Genomic DNA, 23,183 nt, shown 5'->3' with positions numbered 1-23,183 from the left:
CGTGCATGTCTCCTGCACGCGGAAAGGAACCGCAACGGCGATTCCTCTCCCTCTTCTAGCCTATCGTCAAATCTCCTGCAAGGCCGTCAAATTCTCATCCATTTTTCATTTATCTTAGTACTATGTCCAAAAATCAGACATTTCTACATGGGCGTAAAAGTAACTCATGCCTCTCTGCGTGACGGCTGAACATATGTCCTGAAAGTTTACCTATCCGCTTTCCCTCAAAGCCGGAACTTCGCAACGCCCGCTTGCAGCTCCTGCGCAAGATCCGCAAGCGTATGACTTGCGGCGGCGATCTCCTCGGCGGACGCCGCCTGCTCTTCGGAGACGGCGGACACATCCGTCGCTTTTTGCTGCACCGCATGTGACAGTTCGCTGACCTTTTCCACCGTATCGACCGTACTTTTGCAGTCCTTTTCGAGCGCTCCCGTGATCGTCGTGACTTTGCTGACCTGCTCGATCAATGCGCGGATGGCTTCCGCGATACTCGCGAACTTCTCATCAGCGGCGCCGACTTCCTCCACACTCTCCCGGACTTCTTCATCCTGCGCTTTCGTCAGCGAGAACGCACTCTCGATCTGCGCAGAGTTCTTGGCGATGACCGCACTGATCTCCTGCGCCGCCTGCTCGCTCTGCTCGGCAAGCTTTCTGACTTCGTCGGCGACCACGGCGAAGCCCTTGCCCTGCTCGCCCGCACGCGCCGCTTCGATCGCCGCATTCAAGGCGAGCAGTTTCGTCTGACCTGCAATGCTCGTGATAAGCTCGTTGATCTCCGCGATGTTTTTCGAGCCGTCGTAGAGGTTCTGCACAGCGTCGCCGACCTCACGGGAGTTCGCCGCGAGACTGTCGACGCCGGCGACCGCCTTTTCGAGCACTTTGCGGCCTTCGCGCGTCGCCTCGGCTGTCGTCTCTGCGACCTTCGTCGAGTTGTCCACAGCCGCTGCAATCTCCTGCGTCTGTTTGCCCATATTGTGCGCGACCTCGTTCGCCATCTCCACGATGTCGTTCTGCTCTGCAGCGCGTTCGGCGATGTCGATGACAGCTTCTGCCGCCGCCTGCGAGGCGTTCGCCGTCTGCGTCGAGCTTGCCGTCAGCGCCTCCGACGATGCAAGCACCTGATCGGCGGCTTTCGAGGTATCCGCGACCATCTTCCGCAGCGTCGAAAGCATCTCGCCCGCACTTTCCTGCAAGACGCCGATCTCATCGGCACGGTCGCTTTTCGGCACCTTATGCGTAAGATCCCCCTTGGCGATGAAGCTCATCGTCTCAGACAACACCTCGATGGGAGAGATCATGCCCGTCAGGAAATAGTAGGTAATGCCGCACAAAAGGGCAAGCGCCAACAAACAAATAACAATCGTCGCATAGAGCATTTTCGTCGCCGAAGCAAACGCTTCCGACTGCGGCACCTCAATGACGACATGCCAGCCCGTCGAGGCGATCGGCACCGTCTGATAAAACTTCTGCACACCTTCGAACTCTGCCTCGATCATTTGCGGCTTATCCGACATGAACTTAGCCGCCAGCTCCTTATACTTGCCGCCGCCCATCTCCGCAAGCGGCGCGTCATCAAGCTGAAACTTCTTATGATAGATGAACTCACTCGCGGGACCTAAGACAGCGATCGAGCCATGTTCACCGACCTTGACGTCCTTGAGCATTCCCGTCAGAGATTCCACCGAAACATCCGTGCCGATGACGGCGATAAGCTCTCCGTTGTGACGCACTGCCTTGCTCAGTGTCACGATGATCGCGCCGTCCGCAGCATTCTTATAGACATCGGAAAACACCACACCGTCTGCTGCAGCAGCGCTCTTGTACCAATCGCGCGTACGCGGATCCCATGTAGGCGGATACTCTTGGCTCGTCACATGAGAGCCGTCGGGACGTCCGATAAGGAAGCCGTAGACGCCGTTGCAGCGACCCAGATCATCGACCGTCCCCTGCAATGCCGCATTGTCGGGCATACCGTCCGCCCAGCTCTTGCCAAGAGCCGTCAGAAAAGCCGCCTGTTCTCGAATATTGCCGTCAATCTCCTCGGCGTAGTGATCCGCACGCTGCTCCATGCTGACCTCGGTCGCCGCTTTGAGACCCGTGCTCGCCATCATATCAATGACAGCGCCCATGACGATAAAAACAATGAGCAGCGGGATACCGATACCCATCAGCATCTTAGGTTTAAGTTTCATCTTCATATCCTCCTTATCGAATAGCAAAAACCTCATATCAGCCACTTAATCGCCGGAAAAAGGGACATGCAGCTGTTTATCTCTTATATTTTTCTACTCTTTTATCGTATTTTTCACATTTTCCCCTAAGAAATTCCCTTTATTTTTACTATGAACCCCCAAGAAGTCAAGCCCGAAGGGCGCAGACTGATTGGCTAGGTTTCTGTAAGGCATGCGGACATATATCCCGAAAGGTTCCTCTGTGTTCTTCCTTTATTTTGGCAAAATGAAACGACCGCACACCAGCCCGCTCCGGCTTGTGTACGGTCGTTTCATGTGTCGCCATGCTGCATATCCGCCGCAATCAAAATTGCCGACAACACTCAATGAAGGACGTCTCTCCCGCCGCTCTCTTTCAAAAACAGGTGCTTCTGCGGTATCAGCTCGGCAGCCAGAGCCGCCATCTCAAGCGCCTCCAGTCGCGCGTCGATATACGCCGTACCTCGCCGCATCTCCTGCGTCATGCGACAGGCTTTCTGCGTCTCCTTCTCCAGCGCAGAGATCTGCCCGCGCATCTCTTCGTAGTGCGCATTGAACGCCGCAAAACGCGCATCGAGGTCAGCAAACCGACGGTCAAGCGCCGCAAAATGTGCATCAAACTCTGCAAGTTTCTCATCCATCGCAGCAAGCTTCTGTGCGCCGTTTGCAAGACGCACACTCACACAGCGAACATCCCCGTCAAGCTCCTCTATACCATCCTGTGTACATTCGTGCATTTTTTCTCTTGCTTTCATTCTTTTCCCTCCGACACCATTATACCACGACTTTTCTCCCTAGTCCATGATGTTTTCGGCGGAAATAAGAAAAAAACCACCATTTTCTCCAATAATGAGAACAAATAGCAGTTTTTCAATGGAAAATCAGCATAATCAAGCCGCCGACCGTCGGCATCGCCACGATGGCAGCCTTCAAAAGCGGACGCGGAGCGAGATGTGTGCATTTTGCTCCGACGAAAGCCCCTATCATTAGGCCCAAAAGCGTCTGCATGAAAATATTGAAGTCGAGCCTCCCGTTCAGCATATAGCCCAGCCCGCCCGCTGCCGAAATCGGCAGAATGACCATCATACAAGTGCCGATCGACTGCAGAAGCGGCACGCCAAACACACAGAGCAGCGTGAGCTGGATAAACGCCGCCGCACCGATGCCGAACGCCCCCGACAAGAAGCCGTTGATGAAGCCGAGCAAAACCCCATAGATGACGAGCTTCTTCCCCGCAAGCATCGACTCGCGCACATGGAAAAAGCGATCGAGGAAATCGGCGCGATAGACCTTCATATAGAGGGTGAACGCCGACAGAAGCAGCATCAGCGCCGTCATGAAGCCAAGCTCTTCGGACGGCATCACGTTCGACACCTCCGCGCCCAAAAGTGCGCCTAAGACGCCGCCCGCGCCAAGCGCCGCGCCCGTCTTTACAACGACCTCGCCCTCGCGGAAGTGGCTGACCGCGCCCGAAATCATCGTGAACACCATCGAAGCGAGCGCGACGCCGAGCGCCGTATGAATCGGCACGCCAAAGCCAACGGTCAAGAGCGTGATGACGACGCCCGCGCCGCCCGCGCCGACGAAGCCGATAAGCGCTCCCAAAAACAGCATCGAGAGGAAGATCATCGTCCTTCCTCCACATCCTCCGTCAACGGATGCTGCCCGAGCATCGTCGTCAAATTATCACGCGTGAAACGATATGCAGGCGACGAAAAGTCCTGCGTCGCATCGTAGTGGTTCGACTGCGCACACAAGATCCCGGCGACAGTATCGTAAATCATGTCGTTCGTGAAATACTGACTCTCATGGTTTCGAAGCGTCTCCAAGACCTGCGGCTCCGCCGCCTGATACGCAGGCGAGAGGTAGACGAACATCGGGATGCGCACCATGTGGAAGTTGAACACATCGGGATTATGCGAGATCTCAAGATCCTCGCCATGATCGGAGAAATAAACCATCGCCTGCAAATTCAGATGATCGCGCGCATACTCAAAGACGCGGCGCAAATTGTCGTCCGTATAGAGAATACTGTTCGCATACGACTCAGCATTCGTAGCCGCGCCGCCCGCCTCGTTGACCCAGCGGCTGAACGACGCCGGATAGCGGTTGTTGTAGTAGATGTGGCTGCCCATGATATGCAGTACGATGAAGTTGTTCCTCGTCGGATCGATTTGCGGCAGATACGCCAGAAGATTTTCATCATACTTCTCCGTGAAGAGGTACGAGTCGTCAACCCACTCCGCACGATCCGCCGTCTTTGCAACGAGCGTGATCGCGCTGTCGTACTGCCCGTAGCGGCCTTGGTTGCTGAACCAGTATGTATCGTAGCCCGCCTTCTTCGCCACGTCAATGAGCGACGTCGAGTTGTAAAACTCCTTGTCGTTGTACTGACTCTGTTCCGTCAGCGCACGCTGCAAGACAGGCACCGTCTGCGACCAGCAGGAATACACATGGCGAAACACGACGAAATCGGGATCTTTCATGCGTGCATCGAGCCACGGCGTATCATCGTAAGGAAAGCTCGGCGTGTACGCCTTCATAAACGTGCGCGACGCCGACTCGCCAATGACGACGATCACCGTGCCCGGAGCCTTGGCAGAAAGCACATTCTCGGGCGCATCGAGCCTGAGATCAGCAAACCGCTCATCATGGTGCGCACCATATTCCTGCGTCTCGGCGACATATGCAGAGACTTCCTTCCAACTCAAAACAATCGAAGTCTCCGGGAACACGAAAAACGGAATGTAGACAGCCAGAACGAGCGTGAGCAACGAAAGCGCCGCCCGCTTGCCCGCCGTCAGAGGCTGCGCCGCCAGATGACGCGCCTGACGCATATTGCCGCGATAACAGAGCCACAAAAACAGCAAAAAGGCGAACACAATGCCGACCATCGCCGGAATGCCAAGCATTGCCTCCATGAAATCGACACTCTCGTCGGGATTCGTCAAATAAAGCGCCATAAGAGAAGCCGGCGTCAAACAATGCTGGTAGATGGAAAAATAAACGACCTGCACAAAAGGAATTGCCAGACACAAAAAATCAAGCGCCGCAAAAAGCGCCGCGACAAAGCGCACCAGCTTTTTCCCGTCAAACGCCAAAGACTGCAAAGAAGAAAGCAAAAGAAAAATCCCCGTGCCGCAGAGAAAATCGAGCCGTATGAGAGAAACATACCACGGCGTATCATACGACCACGAATACAGCAGCGGAAACGTCACACACCACGCCACACCCGCAAAGAGATGCGGCGCATGGTTCAGCGAAAAAAGCCGCACACGCGCACCGTACTGAAAAAGCACGAGCGCACCGATCACCGGCAGAAACCACGGCAGATAATTCGCCGGCGTCATATCCTCGCCGATATTGATGTAGAACGAAATGAGCACAAAATAAAAAACGACAGCTCCTGCGACATATCGCACGCCCTCGTTCTTCTCCCCTATGGAAAACCGCATGAAGACCGCATCCTTTATCTATTGTGGTAAGTTTCAGAAAAGGAAAGCCCGCCGCACTTCGCAGAAGAAAAGCAGACTCCCCCTAGCTTCCCTTCAGTATAAAAAAATCCCCCGCTTTCGTCAAGTGGATTTTCCCTTGCGGCTTTGATGTTGCATAAAGGAAGCACTGCTAAAATGAAGATACATAGTTGAATATATCCGTGCTTCTTATACCATAGCTCATGCCTACAGGCAAGACACAGAGCCTAACGCCTCTTCACCTCCTGGCCACATTCCTCTTCATGCCGCGAAGCGCCGCCTTCGCCCAAAAGAAGAACGCATGCTCATCCTCGTAAGCGTAGGCATGATCCGTAAAGATCAGGAGCAGCTCCTCCATGGTGTTCGGTCGATACGCATAAGGCAGCGCCTGCGATATATACGATTCCATTTTGCTCGTACCATAGCCGGAAAAAAATTTCTTTGTGTCCTTATTATTATCGAGCAGCATCTGCAAATACTGACGCGCCTCCACCTCTTTGCCGATCTTATAAAAAAGAAGCGCCATAGCAAGAGGAAACCGCATTCCCCATTCCTCTCCGCACTTCTTGAAAAATTTCTGTGCCGCCTTTTCCTCTTCCAAACGCACATAAATATGAATGAGCGTATAGCGAATGCCAAGATTGTCGCTCGTGCAAAGGCGAAGCATCGACTCGCACTCCTTAGCGGCAAGGCGCATCTTGCGATTCACCAATAAAACCATGACATACGAATGGCAGACCCGCATATACGGGCGCGTCTCCACAAGCCCCCAGAAACCCCCGATATCATCCTTCGTGAAAAACCCCTGCTCCCGCAGCTGCTTTTCTGCTTTCTGCTGCAGCTCGAAAAGACGCTGCTCCTGCTCACATGGGTTCTTCGCCGTCATCTCGATCTCCGCCAACGCCGCATCCACATGCTCAGGCTCCATCTCACGCGCCTTCCGAATCCACTTCAATCGCTCCTTCCGACTGCCCGCCTCCTGCGCACGATCCAAACACACATCCGCCGACTCTTCCTCCGCCATCGTCTCGAGACTCACATCTCCCGCATTGAGCATCGTCACATACTGCTGCAGCAGAGCATCCATCTCCGCCTCATTCGATTCCTCATGCCCCGTCTCCGCTAGAAATCGCCGGAAACCCTCATAGAACTTCTCACTATCGCTCTTCACTATTCCCGCCCCACTTCACTTGTATCTTCACATCACAACGATACCTTTTACGACTATTTCGACATAACCAAGGCAATTTCCTTGCAACTGGTAGAAAATTCAAAATTTCTCCCGCATGACTATCTATCTTCGCGGTGCTGCTTGAGGAACTCATCCATCTGACCGATCCGCTTCGTTATGTCATCGATATGGTCTGCGACTTGCAAAATCAACTGCTTTTGCAAAGGCGTGAGAAATCCCTCCGTCGCCGGCAGGGCATCCTCTACTCTGTCGCGAAGCACCTTCGGGAAATAACGTTCCATTTCATCCACCGGTACGGGCATATCCCTGTCCAACATCTTCAGTAAGAGGTCATACGAACTTTTTCCATCGTTGCCGAACACGACACTGACCAACTTAATATTGCCGCCTTCCAGCATCTCTTGCAGATAATTAAGCTCACGCGCACGTTCGCCGAACAAGATTCTCCGATATCGAAAAACTCCTCCCCGATCACGCTGCTCACGCTTCTGAACATGCTTCACCTTCAACACGCCATACTGCAGCAAATCCGCCATCCACTCAGCATCCTTCAAGCCCGGATTTCTTCCGAGAACATACTTCATGTGCCGAGAATCGACGAGCATGATCGGCACATGCGAAAACTCACAAGCGTTGTAGAGCGGCTTCGCATAAGCACTCCTGCCCTCCACGGCAACCATCTGGCATTCTGCCTCCAAGAGCCATCTCACCAACGTACGAATCTCCTCGCTCGTCGTGCCACACGAGCGAACTTCATACGTATTGCCACATTTGAGACAAGCAACGGTAGTCCGTTTGTGCACATCGATCCCACAGCAACGCTCGTACATGATCTCCATGAAGATTCCCCTCCATCCATCTCATCGGCTCAAACTTCCCAATGTACCTTTTTAGAGGAAGACTCCTCTCATCCAGCGCCACATAGCAGCTTCACCAATCGATCCACATCGGTCATAGGATTCTGCTCAGATAGTTTTACTGTGTCATTATCTTCATGGTATCTACGCAACTGTTCGGCACGGGAAATAGCCTTTTCCATATTTCCTTGTAAACTACACGCACAAACGTCCACTTTGTGGACATTATGCGCCGCCCTTACAGAAACCTAGCCAATCGGTCTGCGCCCTTCGAGCTTGACCTCTTGGGGTTTCATGGTAAAACCTCGAACATATCCCTGCTCTTTTCATAATCAGGAACATATTGCTTTAATTTGTCGATGACTTTATCGCTAGAATCATACGGCGCTCTGCCGTCTTCAAAATGCAAGACAAACCAAACCTCAAAGCAGGGATTGGATAAAATCACCTTGATCTCCTGCTTCTCAGCATAATTGATTGCCTGTTGAATCTGCTTGCCTCGCGTTCCCCAAAGATCAGCATCAAAAACAGCAAAGGCTAAATCATCAGCCCTAAAGTCCAGACCGTCCTTGCTCCTTTTTATGTCCTCCACTATCCCCATAGAATCGGTCGAATTGCCCGAAGAAAAGCGGACACGAAAATTCTTCTGTATTCGGTTGAATTCGTTGAAATAACCTATCTCCGTCTTATTCTTTCCTTCTGTTCCAATCAATATAAAGCGTTTTGTCGAACGTTCATTTCTTCCACGTTGCTTTTGTGCACTTGGTTTCACCATATTGTTTCCCCCAGCGAAATAATAGGAATCGCTCCATATCGTCCTTGGAGATAACTGTCCCGAACATTGTCTTTTCTTACAGGTGACGGAGAAAAATCGTCTAGGGAATACAGAGTAGAAGTGCCTACAGAATTATCTTTCTCCACAAAATAGATCTGGTCTTTACGGAACAACTCCAAACTCAAGAAACTTATATCGTGCGTGCTAAAGATAAGTTGCGCATTCGTTTTATTGAGTTCCTTATCATAGAACATTTTTATAATCGCTTGCAACAGAAGCGGATGCAAGCCCGCAGAAAGTTCATCGATAATGATGGTTTTTTCCGATTCCATCGCCCGCTTAATCAATGCTGCACAAAAAAACATCTGCTCTGTTCCAGAAGATTCTTCTTGCAAAGGTAACTCAAAATGCCTGCTTCCAGCTTTTGTTTTTATCACGTGCCTTGCCGCAATCTTATATCTTTTCCCTTCCCCTTCCGTTGCCTGCCTCCGCAGCAATTCTGCAATCGCGTCAGGCATACCGCTCTGTTTAAGATCCTCTACCATTACAGGCATAACCTCAAAGGTATACCCCGTAATATTGAAATCAGAATCTTTTAGAGTCTTCAGAAGGAACTCTTTCAAGCCTTGATCCGCCTCTTCTATAATGCCGAGTCCTTCCGAGCGGATTTGCTCAAAATCATATACATCAATCGCCTCCGCAAACCACATATAGGGCTCTTTCGTTTCCGCACAATTCCATGATGTCGCCGTTGCAAGGAATAATTTGTTGGGCGTATTTTTTTCTGCATATTCATTAAATCTTTTCTCCTTACCTGCGGGAAAAGAATATTGATTCATATCCTGTCGCTCAAATATCTTAGTAGGTTTCGACGCTTCATATACATACAAATACTCCTCGATAATCATACGTCTATCGGCTGCGAAACCATATTGATATTTCTTCCCTTTATATACAAAAATAAAATCAAATCGAGTTGGCTGCGTATGCATTTCCTCGTCAAACAAAAACGGGGCAATCTCAGGCAAAGTATTATTGATCCCCCGTAAATCAGAGTAACGGATAAGTTTGATTGCCACTGCCATCGCATTCAATATATTGCTTTTCCCTGCTGCATTCGCTCCATATATCGCTGCTACCGAAAGCAAATTTTCACCGCCAGCCCTGCAGAGCCAGTCTTCATGCTCTTTTACCTCCGAATTCGCCACCATACTTAAGGTCACTTCATCCTTAATCGATCTAAAATTCGATGTACTAAATTGCAATAACATCCTATTCCCTCCCCTATGGGGTCTGATCTATCATCCACAAAGTGGTCGCTTGTACTGCAGGGTGTCTCTCTCAGGTAGATACAGTGCATTTGTAAAAACTTGCCAGTCACATTCCGTGTCCACTGGCCTTAATGAAAGTTACCCATCCTTTATTGCACCACGACAAAAGCTATTTCCGGTCTACCTATTTACAGGTAAAACAAAAGAAATGCCCGCTTCTGTCAACAAAAATCGGATGAAATTCTGATTGGATGTGCCGTAGCCGTGACAGATAGAATCCATCCAGTGTCTTATGCAAGAGAAAGGGTTCCCTTCTCAGGAAGCGGTTGTATGCAACCAGCAAGGTTCGCCTTCTTCGATGCAAAGGCGCAGGACGTCCATGCGATCCTTGACAGAAAACGCATGGGTTTACAGCAGATGCAGAAGTTTCTGACTCAGCACATGCTGTACGAGTCTTGCCTGTAATATGCTGCGCGGTTTCCTTTCCAGGAGCGGCAGATAATGCGCCAGTTCCGAAATCTCCTTCCCGTGCTCATAGGCGCGGACATGTTCGGCGACTGCCTCCCCGTCCACATAGATGCGGATGTTCTCCACTCCCGCCTTCAAGACAGTTTCCTGCCCCGCAGGTTGAGCGCAGCTGTAGACAAGGTAAGCACAGAACACACGAATATGGGGAACATTCGTTTTTAACCACCCATATCAACCAGCGCGGAGGCTTACGCTATGATAGAATGCGCCCTTGCCATTTCCTCCGAAAGTACAAGAACCTCTGCTTTCCAAATACGTAGGATGTCTTTTAATGCTACAGCAAGCGTATCTTTCATTTGCACACACCAAGCCGTTTCATACTCCTTTACCACAAGAACAAGACATATCCTTTGCGGCTCAGACAAAACGGCAGCTAACGCATTTCCAATCTTCTCCATAGAAGATTGCCGCTTATGAAGAATTGCATAACATAGCTGAATCGAGTGGAGATATTTACGACGCATGCTTTGCAAAAATCTTTCCAAATTTTCCCTATTGGGCCCATTAGGATTCGGTGTACTCGTCTTAGCCTCTAGAAATACAAGTATCTCCTCTTTCCCAACAGTCTTTGTAAATACACATTCGACAGATGAAATGCCATAGGGACTCAGCTCACGATAAGCCTCTGCCGTCTCAATACGAAAACACCTATTCGCAGGGAACGAAAACCGCATGGAGGATTCTATGAATTCTATCATTTATATCTCCCCCAGAGCCATATTTACTTCATCTTGATATAGATCGACAGACTCCTGTATAATGCTATTTTCAGGCATTCCATCCTGCATATTCATATATCGAGGGGAATCTTCTCCGTCAAAGGAAAGCACCGGAACGGACCCTCCCTCTCTTTTTGCAAGCAAATATATTTTTTTGATAACGAAATAAGAATGCGTTGCCATAAATATCTGCATCCCACCTTGAGCCAGTTTATAAAGAATCTCCATAAACTGCGAAATAGCCTTAGGGTGTAAGGACGCTTCCGGTTCATCAATGAATATGATAGATGAATTTCTCAAATAACGATTCGCAAGTAACCGATTGAAAATCGCCAGTTTTTTTATCCCCTCGGAAGTTATTGTAATCGCAAACTTCTTGTTTCCCTCCCAAAAGTACCACTGTCCCGTCTTTTCATCAAAATCAACAACCCCGCGAAGCAACTCACTTAAACGTGTTCTCCCTTCTGCAAACGCTTGGAAGTTTTTCCCCTTTTTAGAAGGAATCTCTAAAGCACGAACAAGATCCAGGTACGTATCGTCAAAGCCAAAAAGATTCTCCTGCTCCCGTGTCGTTAATATGATCTTTGATAACGTAAGTACCTCTTTCGCAGGAATAAAGATACAAGAGTTATCCCAAGACGATGTAAAATCTGAGGCATATTTTACAATTTTCGTCTGCGTTCCCTCTCCAAATTCAAACTCACATTTTTTTTGATCAAGTATCAAATTTACGGCAAGTGATGATTTTTCCCCTTTAGTGACGAGTTCCCCCAGCCGTTCTACCTGAAACGTCCAATAAAGTTTTAAAGCAAGTATGTCGTTGAAGGCTCTCGGCTCTCTCCCCTGCTTATAGGTCTCAAGGGATTTAAGAACGGCATAGAGCATCTTTAAGACAGACGTTTTACCGGTACCATTGGTACCGATCAAGAGATTCATAGAAGAAAGGTTCTCCCATAACACCAATTTATTCCTGCCCAAATTTCGAATCGAAAATTGATCAATCACGAAAACACCACTCCTCTCAAGCGTGCATTCACACAGCACGATCGAGTCTCAAAAATTCTTCTACCTTGCAACGTCTCCCTTTATTGTACCACGAAGGACGCCTTCGTTCATCGTGTTGCCCCTAGGCGTGATGGTTTACACAGACTATTATACGCTCCTCTACTCAACGGCTCCCTAACAGAGACACTTTCCTAAGACTCCCATAAATCAAGCGTATGATCAATGCAATATTGGTTAGTACGCCGATATAAATTTGTTGAGAAGAAGCAACTTTTATTAAATGATGTCCTTAAAGAAGATGATATTTCTTTATCGGCTGCATTACCACTGCTGTATTCTTTATCACAAAGTGCTTTAAAAAAGGAGATAAAATCATGACCATTAGTAATTTCAAGATAATCAGATTTCTTTCCTTTTTCAGATTTCACAAGCTCATTTAGAAAGCAAATATCTTTTTTAGGATTTAGCTGTTTAAGTTTTTTTATGAAAATATCTGCTTCAAGTTTATATTCCTTATTGATTATCGTATTATATCTCAACCCTCTAAAATTGATATCTAACCCCTTTTCCTCGTTATATTTCCTAACTCTACTTACTTTATGTAATTGTTCAAAAATCAACGCCTTTAATTGCGTCGGATTCAGCCTACCATTATAGAATTCAGAATATATACTTTGAAATGTCTCATCAAAGCTCAATATCATCATTTCCATACAACATTTATCATAGAAAAATATCCTCTCATTTCCTTCGCAACTACAATAATCTCTGTCTCTTATCCCAATGACTCTATAATCATCAATAACGCTTGAAGCAATTATTTCTTCAAGCCCTTTTTTACCTGAAAAAGATTCATAAATTATAATATCAGTTCCGCAAAATTTCCGTAACATCTTAATATCATCTTCACCTTCAACAACAAGACATACTCTTCTTTTTTCTATATCTGCCCCCAAAGCTAACTTAATTTCTGATATAATAGTGTCTTTATTTAAGTTTTTCCTTATAGAATTAATCCCCATACATTTCACCTAAATCTATTTGTATATCCCAATGATTATTTATTATCTGAGGAGAATGTGTCGCAACCGTAACTTTAAAATTCTTATATTTAGCTATTCTCAATAAGTCATCCATAAATTTCAATTGCCATTCAATATGCAAAGATATCTCTGGCTCATCTATTAATAAATGAATGTTTTTCTCGCTTTCAAAAATCAATTCATAAAACAATATTATCTCTTGCTTTTCACCTGAAGAAAGTTGTCCTAAACTCAATTTCTCATCGTGACCAGATGACTTGTACACAACTATACCATCATCTCTAGAAATTCTAACCTTTTTAAATTTCAACCTAGAATTAATAATCTCTGTGAATAAATCTAATTGTTTTATAAAATCCTCGAAAACATTGTATTTTTTTTCAAAATCCTCAAAGTATACTTTCAAGGCTTTTGAATGTTCCGGCAGAAATTCAACACGATTTCCCAGGCCTTTTATATCCGATATATTATATTCATTTAATTTCTCAAACTTTTCATTCATAGACTTTAGACTATCTAAATACTCCTCTTTCGTAATCCCGTTTTGTGTTTCAAAGAGTCTCTCAGGATATGAACTATCTAAATTATTCGCTTCAGCTGAATATCTACTCGATACTTGATTCATTTTATCTTTAAATTGACCAGGTAATCCCTCTATAACATTGATTGTCTTTTTTTCAAATCTCCCACCAATATGTTTTTCTTTTAATAATCTTTGTTCTTTGATGAATTTAGTTTCGCCAGAATATGCTTTTGCTTTTTCCTTGAACTTAGCAAATCTCTTATTGCCAAATTCAATCTCATCTTCTATATCATTATCCCTAATAAAATCTTGAATTAATTCATCTTTACTAATCACCTCATCGGTTCGTCTATCAATCCATCTATTTTCATCCAACCTATAATAGTAAGATCGTCTGCTTTTCTTAAAAATTTCATCTTGCAATCTTCCAACATTAATCTGGAACTCGCCTATAATAAGCTCATTACCTCTTTTTTCAATACAAATTGGAACCAAGAAATCATTTGAAAAAAATAATATTTTTTCAAAATCAAGTTTATTAAAAAAAATAATATCAAATGAATAAAACGCATCTATTGATTTTAAAATTGTCGACTTACCAAAACCATTCGGTCCCGTTAAAATTGTAACACCACCTTCCTTTAAGTCAATCTCATAATTAAATATTCCAAATAATTTTTTATATATTATCTTTTTTAACATAGCACTCAACCTTTCCATATTTTTTTACTAATCAACGGTACACTTAGTAACTGCGCACTTATCAAGAACCCTTAGACACGAAAATTTAAAAATTAATCATAAGGAATCAACAGATTCTCGCCATTTATTATGGGACATTCAAAAGGCCAGCTATTTGACGAATTCCAACTAGATGTGCACGAGCAAACGAGATTGAATTCTTTCAACAGCTTGTTCAAGAGAAAATATCCCTGCCCCATCGGTATTATCACATCTTTCTTATCTGGCATCGTATTCTATAATCCGTTATCTATATCCCTTTTCCCAGAATCTATCCAATCTTCCTTTCAGCGCATTTTAACATACTACCATACAACCACGAGAGTAAATCACATTCTCATCATAGCACTCTACAAAACATTTATCCAACATCTTCGATTCAAAGCTCATAAAATCATGCAAACAAAGCCTTCAATCATTCTCCCACACAATCTTATCCTCCACATCAATATCCTCCCCCGTCTGAATCTCCATCACCTTCAAAAGCGTCTCAGCGCGTATCGTATGAAAAGATCCTCTTGGAATACGCACCGTCTGTCCCTCAGCGACGGCAAACTCGTTGCCATCGAGTTTCACCCAGCCACGCCCCTCAATCACCGTCCACGTCTCATCGCGACGTTCGTGCATATGGTAGGTAAGTGAACGTCCGGCACTAAGCGTGATCTTGATGGTGAGACTCTCCGTTTCTGCGTCAATAATACGGAACTCCCCCCATGATTTTTCTGTATACATCACAGGCGTATGTAGTCGTTCTGCATAGGGTTTCATCGCACTTGAGCGCTGCTTGTCTGAAACGAGAATCCCTTCGGGACTCGCAGCAACGACAACATCTTTCAGCCCCATACAAAGTACAGGCATGGGGAGTGTATTCACCACATGAACATTATTGCACGTCTCATCCATGGTCACGCGACCAATCGAGTGCTCCGGCATCACTTCGGCAAGCGTGTTCCATGTACCAATGTCAAGCCATGTTCCACTGTAGCGCTGAACTGCTATGTTTTCCTCTTTCTCAACCACAGCATAATCAAAGCTGATTTTAGAAAGTTCCTCATAGCGACCAAAGAGTTCTTCATAGCCTGTGTAGTTGAGTAGCTCACGCGCCTTATCGAGTGCATATCCGAGTTTAAATGCAAAAACTCCACTGTTCCACAGCGCGCCCTGCGCAATGTACTTCTCAGCGGCTTGCTTATCCGGTTTTTCTTTGAACGATCGTACCATGCTTTGCGTTTCTTGAGACGCAGGAATAATATAACCATACTTTTCACTCGGATACGTCGGCTCAATTCCCATCAAAACAAGATTCGCAGAACCTTCCCGTTCCGCCTCCTCAAGCAGCCGAAGAACCGCACAAAAATAATCCTCATCGACATAGGGATCCGCAGGACAAATTGCAACAGCCTCATCACTGGGGACGCCACGCACCTCGTGCAGGTAGGCAGAGACCAGCGCAATCGCGGGGAACGTATCACGTCTACATGGCTCGATGGAGATATTCACACCCGCCCCAAGCTGCCGCCGAATGAGCGAAACCTGTTCCCGTCCCGTAGCAACTGTGATTGGTATGTTCGGCGCAGCACTCTGCACCTGACAACAGACACGCTGAATCATCGACTCATGTGTGCCATCCGCCCTCTTCAATAGACGAAGAAATTGCTTCGAATAAAGATCATTGGACAGGGGCCATAGTCGCTTGCCAGCGCCTCCTGAGAGTAATACAATTTGCATACTATATACTTTCCCTCTTCTTCATCCCACGATGCTCTGAACTTTATTCTTAAATTCACTTTGAGGAACAAACTCAATTTTGGGGTTTGCACCACAAACCAAATCGTTGAGAGCGTCCTGGCCTAAAATTTGAACTAAATTTACAACTTGTTGCTCCAATGTATGCTGACTATAATAACAAATATAAGACTTTTTTATATAACTTCTAGCACTTTGGACAGATTGAGTTACAAACTCAGAACAAGGAAGCAAATTGATAAGAATTTCCTTATCAGAAAATGACAAAGAATGTCCAAAAAACCATGTATTAACGGGGAAGTCTCTGCTATTTACTTGTTTTCTATAGGAAAAATCACAATGTTTAACAATACGCTGGTAATATTTTCTATAACTAATAAACTCTATATCTTTATTTTTTTGATTTTCCCCTAGGAACTCTTCAATTCCAAGAACGACGTTGCTTTTTTCTTTATCTCGTTTATATATGGCTTTCCCATGTATAAAATCTGTGGGAAGACAGGGATCATAAAGTTTATGATATGTTTGTGTATAATTAAAGTTTATAAGTCGATCAAATTTAATTCCATCAAAAATCTCGCCCTTACTCACTTTTGTGAAGTCAATGAAATAATCCAGATAGATTTCTAAGGATCGAATAGTGCGTACAAAATCTGAACGTAATATCGCCTGCAATTTTTTCCAATATTTTATTTGTTGCTGTTTCTTGACCGTTTGTCCACACTTACCTTCTAAAAGACGATTCATGACATGCGATAAAATATTTTCATCCATATTATCGTTTTTTAGTATTCCGATTTCGCTTTGATCAAAGGTTATTCCCGTGATTGGGTCACGCTCTTGTGTCATCATTTGTATTGCATATAAAATCTCTGATTCAATATCTACCCAATTACGCTCCCCTTCATATCGTGACGTTCGATCAGAAAAAAACTTCATCCATGTATTATTTTTTATCATTTGATAGAACTCTACAAAAACAGGATCTATCGTGTTTTTGATATCCCATAGTCCAAAAATATCCTCATATATATTGGATATTTGTTTTAACTTGCCTTCATAAAAATTTTTTCGCTCATTCTTATCAAGTTTTTCAATTGTTTGTCTATACTCATAAATGCTCTTAAAGATTCCAACAAAATCTAAAAAATTCTTATAGCTACTCGGTATACCATGTGCAATATCAAAACCATTCCCTATAACAAGGATATTCATCACTGTCTCTCCCACAATATACGTTATGGAATACGGGAAACCTCCATCACAGAAGCCTCCCGCATTCCATATTTTTACGCTTTATCTCGCAAGAACTCTTTAATTGTCGCCACAATCTTATCCAGCTGCTCCTTGCTCAGTCCATGATGACAGCCCACATAAAGTCCATAATGATCCAGCCACTCGGCAACGGGGTAATCGCTCTCGATCTCGCCAAACAACTCCCTATAGACAGGCTGATTCAGCAGCGGGAGCATGGGGCGGGTCTCGATATTATTCTTCTCCAAGAAGTGCGTAAACTCATCCCGCGTGAATGGGGCATCTTTCCTTATGACAATTGGATACATCATAAAGGAATGATCAACATAATCCGGATACTCAGGCAGCTGCAAATATTTCTCTGTTCCCTGCAGCCCCTCACTAAGATAATGCGCGTTCTCCTTACGCGTATTCATAATGAGGTCGCGATTTTCCAGCTGACCAAGTCCCAGAGCGCCTTCCAACTCTCCAATACGGTAACTATAGCCCATACGCACCATCATAAAGCGCTTATCCATCTCGGTCTGCATCCGCAGCTTGCACACCTGTCTCGGATCAGATGCCAAGCAAGTCTCGCAAGTGCAGGCACGTCCATGTGCGATGAGCGAACGGGAAATCTCCGTCAGAGTAAGATCATTCGTCGTGATAACGCCCCCGATGCCTGTGGTGATCGTATGCGCAACATAGGTGCTGAATGCAGCCATATCACCAAAGCTACCGATCTTCTTATCTTTATAGGTGGCAAAATGAGCTTCCGCACAGTCCTCCAAAATACGCAGACCATGCTTTTCTGCTACAGCCATGATTGCATCCATCTCACACGGCTGTCCAAATGTATGCACCGGAATTGCCGCAACGGTCTTATCCGTGATGCGCTCCTCCATTTTGGAGGCATCCATGTTATACGAGATTGGATCCACATCGACAAAAACAGGTTTCAGCCCTGCATGAATGCACGCATTCGAGGTTGCGATGAACGTAATCGCAGGAACAAGAACTTCACTGCCATCTTCCACCTGTACACTTCTTTCATTGCCTCTAGGCAAACATGCAGGGCAGACGTTCCACTATTACAGGCAACTCCATATTTCTGATCATGAAGCCGCGCAAACTCTTTCTCAAATTTATGAACCATCTTCCCTTACGAAAGATGTCCTGCATCCAATGCCTCATTGACATAGCATTTCTCAGCATCACTGACATATGCACACCCTACACCAATCTTTTCCATACTCGTGCTCTCCTCCTGAAATACAATTATGCAGGAAGATATTCTTGCTCAATCAGAACATCATACTCTTTCTCTAGCTCCTGAGAAGAAAATTTCTTTCCCTTTATTATCTTCACCTGTTTAATTACATCATCTCGCGTAGCTGTACCATCCAACAAAGTAGTGGCTACATAGTCGATTGTTGTCAACGCTTCAAGTTCCATAGGGGATTTGTCATAAAAAGCTTTACGCACCATATCGACGAGAGCCGCCTCCCCCGCCTCCAACGGCTCACTCATCGGTTCTTCCATAATAATTCGATGTGTCTGTCTGGATGTGTCAATTTCCAAACGGCCTTCATTTTCAAGGATATGGATTGCCTGATCAAGTCTTGAACTATATGGTCCAAAAAAATGAATAGAATATCTTAAATCCAGCTGAACCCCTTTTCGTTCAATTAAATACATGATCTTCTGGAGCTTTTTCTTTCCAGTCTTTTTGTCCGCACATATATCTCCAATAAGGAGTGCATACTTATCAAGTAAGTTCATTGTAACCCCTCCTGCCTTATATACTATCTATTATAATTCCGCACAAAATCCCGCGCCGACTCAGCAATATCAGGATGTGCGTACAAACGCCTTATTCCAATTTTATTAGCAAGAGCCTTAATAATATATGATTCATCGGAAATAGACACACGCTTGCCCATTCGTTTATTTAATAAGACAACAGCTTTTTCATGCTCAACATCACATTGTACAGGAATTTTATGTGGCAGCTTATCAGAAGTATCTGCTATAAAGCGTGTTTTTCCGAACTTTTCATAGAGCAGACTTTGCATAAGCTCATATAAATCCACAGAGTCTCTCGTCGCATGTGTAGAGGTTTCATAAACACATGGATACACTTTTCTTTCTATGATAGAGGAGCAATATTGACTTTGTTTCATCTTCTTGCGGCATTCTTGCAATACGCGTAGATCATCCCATCTCAAATAAGATTCAACATCTTGTGGATACATTCCTTTAGGCAAAATCTTCTCAAGCGCTTTTCCTAAAACAAAATCAAAATAGCGTCTTGTTCGATGGAAATAAACTTCCGTAAACATAAAGTACCGCGCAAGCACAAATTCTTCAAAGACCTTAAGTCCACCATAATCTATTGCAAGTCTTGGAACATCATCGTTGACATCAATCGTCAGAGAACACAAAAGTCTATCGATATCATACTTCCCATAATTAACACCACAGTAAAGAGAATCACGTAAAAGATAATCCATCTTATCACAGTCGAGTTCCCCATCCATAAAGCTTTTAAGGAAGGTAAACTCTGATTTCTCACCAGGATCTCTTCCTCGATAAATGTCACAAATCAAATCTGGTGTTATATCGTACTTTTCATCCTTCGTTTTAAATTCTTTTCCAATTGCATGGATGTACTCTGCAATCTCCGTTTCTTTGATAATTTTCTCAGTAAAATCCTCATGCTCAATATCATCAGGAAAAACAGATTCTGACGCATGGGAAAATGGCGCATGTCCAATATCGTGTGTCAGAGCAATTAGTCGAAGAATCTGTTCATACCACTCTATTTTCTTCCGCGAAAATTTATACTCATTACCAGCATTTTCAACAGCCATACGAAAGGCCTTCGTCACCAAGTGCATCACACCAAGGGAATGACCAAAACGCGTATGCTCCGCACCATGAAACACAAGGTGCGTCATAGCAAGCTGCTTGATGTGGCGGAGGCGCTGAAACGGAGCAGAATCGATAATCTTTTTCTCCAACGGCCGTACCTCAATAAAGCCATGAACAGGATCCCGATACCGCTCCATATACTGCACCACCTTCACAAAAAATGCTTACAGATCTATACAATTATTTAGGAAATAACGATACGAACGATCTATTCCCTCATGCAGTGTTACTTTGTATCTCCACCCCATGTTTTGCATTTTATTCGTATCTAAAAGCTTACGGGGAGTTCCGTCTGGTTTATCTGTATCAAAGACCAGATCACCTTCAAACCCAACAACAACCTTCACCATCTCCGCAAGTTCCTTAATAGACACTTCCTCACCACTGCCGATATTGATATGTCCCTCCTCATCATAATTCTCCATAAGGAAAACACAAGCATCTGCAAGGTCATCCACATAGAGGAATTCACGCAAAGGGCTTCCCGTCCCCCAGAGTGTGACAGAATCCGCGCCTTCTGCTTTTGCCGTATGGAACTTGCGAATCATTGCAGGGATAACATGTGACCCCTGTAAATCAAAGTTGTCATTCTCACCATAGATATTCGTCGGCATACAGCTGATAAATGGATCATTGTATTGACGGTGGAAGAATTTCACCAATTCCAACGCCGAAATCTTCGCAATGGCATACCCCTCATTCGTCGGCTCGGGCTTACCGTCCAACAAGGCATTCTCATGGATTGGCTGCTCGGCAAACTTCGGATAGATACAGGAACTCCCCAGCGCTAAAAGTTTCTTTACGCCAACCTCATGTGCGGCATGGATGATATTCGCATTGATCATCATATTGACGTATAAAAAATCCGCAGGATAATCATTGTTCGCTTGGATGCCGCCTACCTTAGCCGCCCCAATAAAGACATAGTCCGGCTTTTCCGCTTGTAAAAACTCCAATGTTTGAGCCTGATTCGTAAGATCAAGCTCCCCGTGTGTGCGGCTAATAATCCGCTCATACCCACGATCACGCAGTGCGCGTACAATCGCCGAGCCGACCATGCCGGTATGCCCTGCGACATAAATTTTATCTGTTTTATTCACGATATCTTCTCTTTCTCAAAAGTACATACATGATATTAACTTTTTATTTTCATGAGTTCCTCATGATTCCTTCGCTGAACGCATTTTTTAAGGATTCAAAATCCAAACCATAGTTCCTCATGTGCCACTCTCTACTGCCATACTCTGATGGATACCCCTCCGACATATCAACACCAAACCGCCGTACCGGAATCATCACATCTGTATCCGAGAGCATTTCCAAAACGGCGCTACCAAGCCCCCCTTGCAGTATCATCTCTTCTACTGTAATTAACCTGCGGTAAGACTGCACAGCTGCCGTAAGCGCTACCGCATCAAAAGGAAATGCAAATACATCAATCACAGATATCTCAATTGATAAGTCCTCAAGCATCTTCATGCATTCGGACGACATAATCCCCGTTGATAAGATACATACATCCTCGATTCCCGTATCCTGTAAATAACGGAACCCTTGTTTAAACTCTTTTTCTGTTAAATCATAAGAATTCTGCACCAATTTATCGAACCTTAGATAATATGGCCTTTCAGCATCTAATGTCTTCCCTGCCATATATTGAGCCAATGTCAAGTCAGATATATTGATACTCTGAATATTAGCGCATGTGCGCAACAAGTTAATATCCTCTAAAGAAAAATGTGTTGCTCCATACTCCGGAATACTAAATCCTGCACCCACGCCGACAATCGTCATGGGTAAATTCATCAGACCAATACAATTACGAATCTGATCAAATGCTCGGAACACCAAAAAAGGATTAGATGTATACGCAACTACCTTTTTTTTGCTCATCGCAATACCGGAAGCAACAGTGACAAGATTCTGCTCTGCAATCCCCACAGGAACATATCGTTCCGGATATTTTTCTCGGAAATCGTCCAAACAAGGCGCTGCTAAATCTGCCGTTACCAAATATATATCTTCTCCTCGATCGACAGCCTGAATTATTTGTTCTAAATAGATATTACGACTTGCATGCGCCGCCATTTTAACCTCTCCTTACCTGATGAAATGCCTTTTCTGCCCACTCGCCCTTTGGTGCTACCCCATGCATAAATAGTTTGTCTTCCATGAAATCAATACCATGTCCTTTATGTGTGTCACAAATAATACAAATCGGTTTATTCTCTTTATTATCGGATATGGCTTCCTGAGCCATATCACACAAGGCTCTTATATCATGTCCATGAACACGCTTCACATGCCAGCCAAAGGACGTCCACTTATCGGCAAACGGCTCTTCTATCAACATCTTTTCGGTATAGTCCGTTACACAAAGTCCGTTTCTGTCCAGAAATACAACTAAATTCGATAACTTGTTATGCGCCGCAAACATAGCGCTCTCCCAAATTGCCCCTTCATAGCATTCCCCATCTCCAACAACAGCATATGTCATCCACTTTTCATTACCTGATTTTGCAGCATATGCAAAGCCGCAAGCAACTCCTAAGCCTATACCAAGCGATCCCCCCGAAAAATCTACTCCGGGGATCTCCATTTTAGAGTGACTGCCTAGCATGCTTCCATTGGCAAGAAATGAATTTAGTGCGGATTCTTCAATCCAACCAAAATCTGCAAAAACCGGATATAAAATAACACTGGCATGATTTTTACTCATCACAAATCGGTCACGATTATCCCATCTCGGATTTTTCCTATCAATATTCATGAGTTCATAATAAAGTACAGTAACAATTTCTGCACACGAAAATGCGCTTGTCACATGCCCCGTTCCTGCTTGAACACACATTTCCAATGCTTTATATTTTATTTCTCGGCACTTATGTTCTAGCTCTTCAAGTTTATGACGCATCTTAGCTCCTCCTTGTTCC

At 45.1% G+C, this 23,183-nt stretch carries 23 protein-coding genes; all 23 read right to left on the bottom strand.

Translation table 11 applies throughout. From position 1 onward, the window contains the following. Positions 1-224 precede the first annotated feature (224 nt). Positions 225-2,192 (bottom strand): methyl-accepting chemotaxis protein, encoded by a 1,968-nt coding sequence (locus tag ACO5Z0_RS00640; RefSeq protein WP_485648781.1) that lies wholly within the window; start codon positions 2,190-2,192, stop codon positions 225-227. 362 nt (positions 2,193-2,554) lie between these two features. Next, entirely contained in the window at positions 2,555-2,965 is a 411-nt protein-coding gene (locus ACO5Z0_RS00635) for a hypothetical protein (protein WP_485648780.1), read from the bottom strand. 115 nt (positions 2,966-3,080) lie between these two features. Beyond that, the gene (locus ACO5Z0_RS00630) at positions 3,081-3,839 is read right to left on the bottom strand and encodes a sulfite exporter TauE/SafE family protein (protein ID WP_485648779.1); all 759 of its coding nucleotides are present in this window, start codon (positions 3,837-3,839) and stop codon (positions 3,081-3,083) included. Beyond that, complete coding sequence (locus ACO5Z0_RS00625; protein WP_485648778.1) at positions 3,836-5,665, bottom strand: phosphoethanolamine transferase; 1,830 nt, start codon at positions 5,663-5,665, stop codon at positions 3,836-3,838. The genes ACO5Z0_RS00630 and ACO5Z0_RS00625 overlap by 4 nt, the downstream gene beginning before the upstream one ends. Before the next feature lie 256 nt (positions 5,666-5,921). Further along, a complete protein-coding gene (locus ACO5Z0_RS00620; RefSeq protein WP_485648777.1) occupies positions 5,922-6,854 on the bottom strand; it encodes a hypothetical protein in 933 nt (310 codons plus the stop codon). A 119-nt stretch (positions 6,855-6,973) separates the two neighbouring features. Then, positions 6,974-7,705 carry an IS110 family transposase gene (locus ACO5Z0_RS00615; protein ID WP_485648979.1) on the bottom strand — a complete coding sequence of 244 codons (732 nt, stop codon included), beginning with the start codon at positions 7,703-7,705 and terminating at the stop codon, positions 6,974-6,976. A 77-nt stretch (positions 7,706-7,782) separates the two neighbouring features. Further along, positions 7,783-7,914, bottom strand: coding sequence for a hypothetical protein (locus ACO5Z0_RS00610; RefSeq protein WP_485648776.1), 132 nt, complete (start codon positions 7,912-7,914; stop codon positions 7,783-7,785). Positions 7,915-8,024: 110 nt separating this feature from the next. Further along, complete coding sequence (locus ACO5Z0_RS00605; protein WP_485648775.1) at positions 8,025-8,507, bottom strand: RloB family protein; 483 nt, start codon at positions 8,505-8,507, stop codon at positions 8,025-8,027. Continuing rightward, positions 8,501-9,778 carry an AAA family ATPase gene (locus tag ACO5Z0_RS00600; protein ID WP_485648774.1) on the bottom strand — a complete coding sequence of 426 codons (1,278 nt, stop codon included), beginning with the start codon at positions 9,776-9,778 and terminating at the stop codon, positions 8,501-8,503. Before ACO5Z0_RS00600 ends, ACO5Z0_RS00605 begins: the two co-directional genes overlap by 7 nt. Before the next feature lie 408 nt (positions 9,779-10,186). Continuing rightward, the gene (locus ACO5Z0_RS00595; RefSeq protein ID WP_485648773.1) at positions 10,187-10,441 is read right to left on the bottom strand and encodes a hypothetical protein; all 255 of its coding nucleotides are present in this window, start codon (positions 10,439-10,441) and stop codon (positions 10,187-10,189) included. A 53-nt stretch (positions 10,442-10,494) separates the two neighbouring features. Further along, entirely contained in the window at positions 10,495-11,004 is a 510-nt protein-coding gene (locus ACO5Z0_RS00590; RefSeq protein WP_485648772.1) for a hypothetical protein, read from the bottom strand. After that, entirely contained in the window at positions 11,005-12,030 is a 1,026-nt protein-coding gene (locus tag ACO5Z0_RS00585; RefSeq protein ID WP_485648771.1) for an AAA family ATPase, read from the bottom strand. A 191-nt stretch (positions 12,031-12,221) separates the two neighbouring features. Beyond that, positions 12,222-13,052 (bottom strand): hypothetical protein, encoded by an 831-nt coding sequence (locus ACO5Z0_RS00580; protein ID WP_485648770.1) that lies wholly within the window; start codon positions 13,050-13,052, stop codon positions 12,222-12,224. Further along, positions 13,042-14,316 carry an AAA family ATPase gene (locus tag ACO5Z0_RS00575; protein ID WP_485648769.1) on the bottom strand — a complete coding sequence of 425 codons (1,275 nt, stop codon included), beginning with the start codon at positions 14,314-14,316 and terminating at the stop codon, positions 13,042-13,044. The genes ACO5Z0_RS00580 and ACO5Z0_RS00575 overlap by 11 nt, the downstream gene beginning before the upstream one ends. 432 nt (positions 14,317-14,748) lie before the next feature. After that, complete coding sequence (locus ACO5Z0_RS00570) at positions 14,749-16,065, bottom strand: sugar phosphate nucleotidyltransferase (RefSeq protein WP_485648768.1); 1,317 nt, start codon at positions 16,063-16,065, stop codon at positions 14,749-14,751. Positions 16,066-16,086: 21 nt separating this feature from the next. Then, on the bottom strand, positions 16,087-17,298 hold the full coding sequence (locus ACO5Z0_RS00565; RefSeq protein WP_485648767.1) for an AbiH family protein: 1,212 nt from the start codon (positions 17,296-17,298) through the stop codon (positions 16,087-16,089). Positions 17,299-17,372: 74 nt separating this feature from the next. Further along, the gene (locus ACO5Z0_RS00560; RefSeq protein ID WP_485648766.1) at positions 17,373-18,353 is read right to left on the bottom strand and encodes a DegT/DnrJ/EryC1/StrS family aminotransferase; all 981 of its coding nucleotides are present in this window, start codon (positions 18,351-18,353) and stop codon (positions 17,373-17,375) included. After that, a complete protein-coding gene (locus tag ACO5Z0_RS00555) occupies positions 18,275-18,472 on the bottom strand; it encodes a DegT/DnrJ/EryC1/StrS family aminotransferase (protein ID WP_485648765.1) in 198 nt (65 codons plus the stop codon). Before ACO5Z0_RS00555 ends, ACO5Z0_RS00560 begins: the two co-directional genes overlap by 79 nt. Before the next feature lie 122 nt (positions 18,473-18,594). After that, complete coding sequence (locus tag ACO5Z0_RS00550) at positions 18,595-19,098, bottom strand: hypothetical protein (protein ID WP_485648764.1); 504 nt, start codon at positions 19,096-19,098, stop codon at positions 18,595-18,597. Positions 19,099-19,121: 23 nt separating this feature from the next. Further along, positions 19,122-20,387, bottom strand: coding sequence for an HD domain-containing protein (locus ACO5Z0_RS00545; protein WP_485648763.1), 1,266 nt, complete (start codon positions 20,385-20,387; stop codon positions 19,122-19,124). 27 nt (positions 20,388-20,414) lie between these two features. Continuing rightward, positions 20,415-21,353 (bottom strand): GDP-L-fucose synthase family protein, encoded by a 939-nt coding sequence (locus tag ACO5Z0_RS00540; RefSeq protein ID WP_485648978.1) that lies wholly within the window; start codon positions 21,351-21,353, stop codon positions 20,415-20,417. Between the two features lie 46 nt (positions 21,354-21,399). Then, positions 21,400-22,338 (bottom strand): transketolase family protein, encoded by a 939-nt coding sequence (locus ACO5Z0_RS00535; RefSeq protein ID WP_485648762.1) that lies wholly within the window; start codon positions 22,336-22,338, stop codon positions 21,400-21,402. Between the two features lies 1 nt (position 22,339). After that, positions 22,340-23,164: a transketolase gene (locus tag ACO5Z0_RS00530; RefSeq protein WP_485648761.1), complete on the bottom strand. Its 825-nt coding sequence runs from the start codon at positions 23,162-23,164 to the stop codon at positions 22,340-22,342. Between the last annotated feature and the right edge of the window lie 19 nt (positions 23,165-23,183).

The organism is Selenomonas sp., assembly GCF_057272215.1.
Note: the sequence above shows the minus strand (reverse complement) of the source record. Positions and strands in the feature narration are given on the sequence as shown.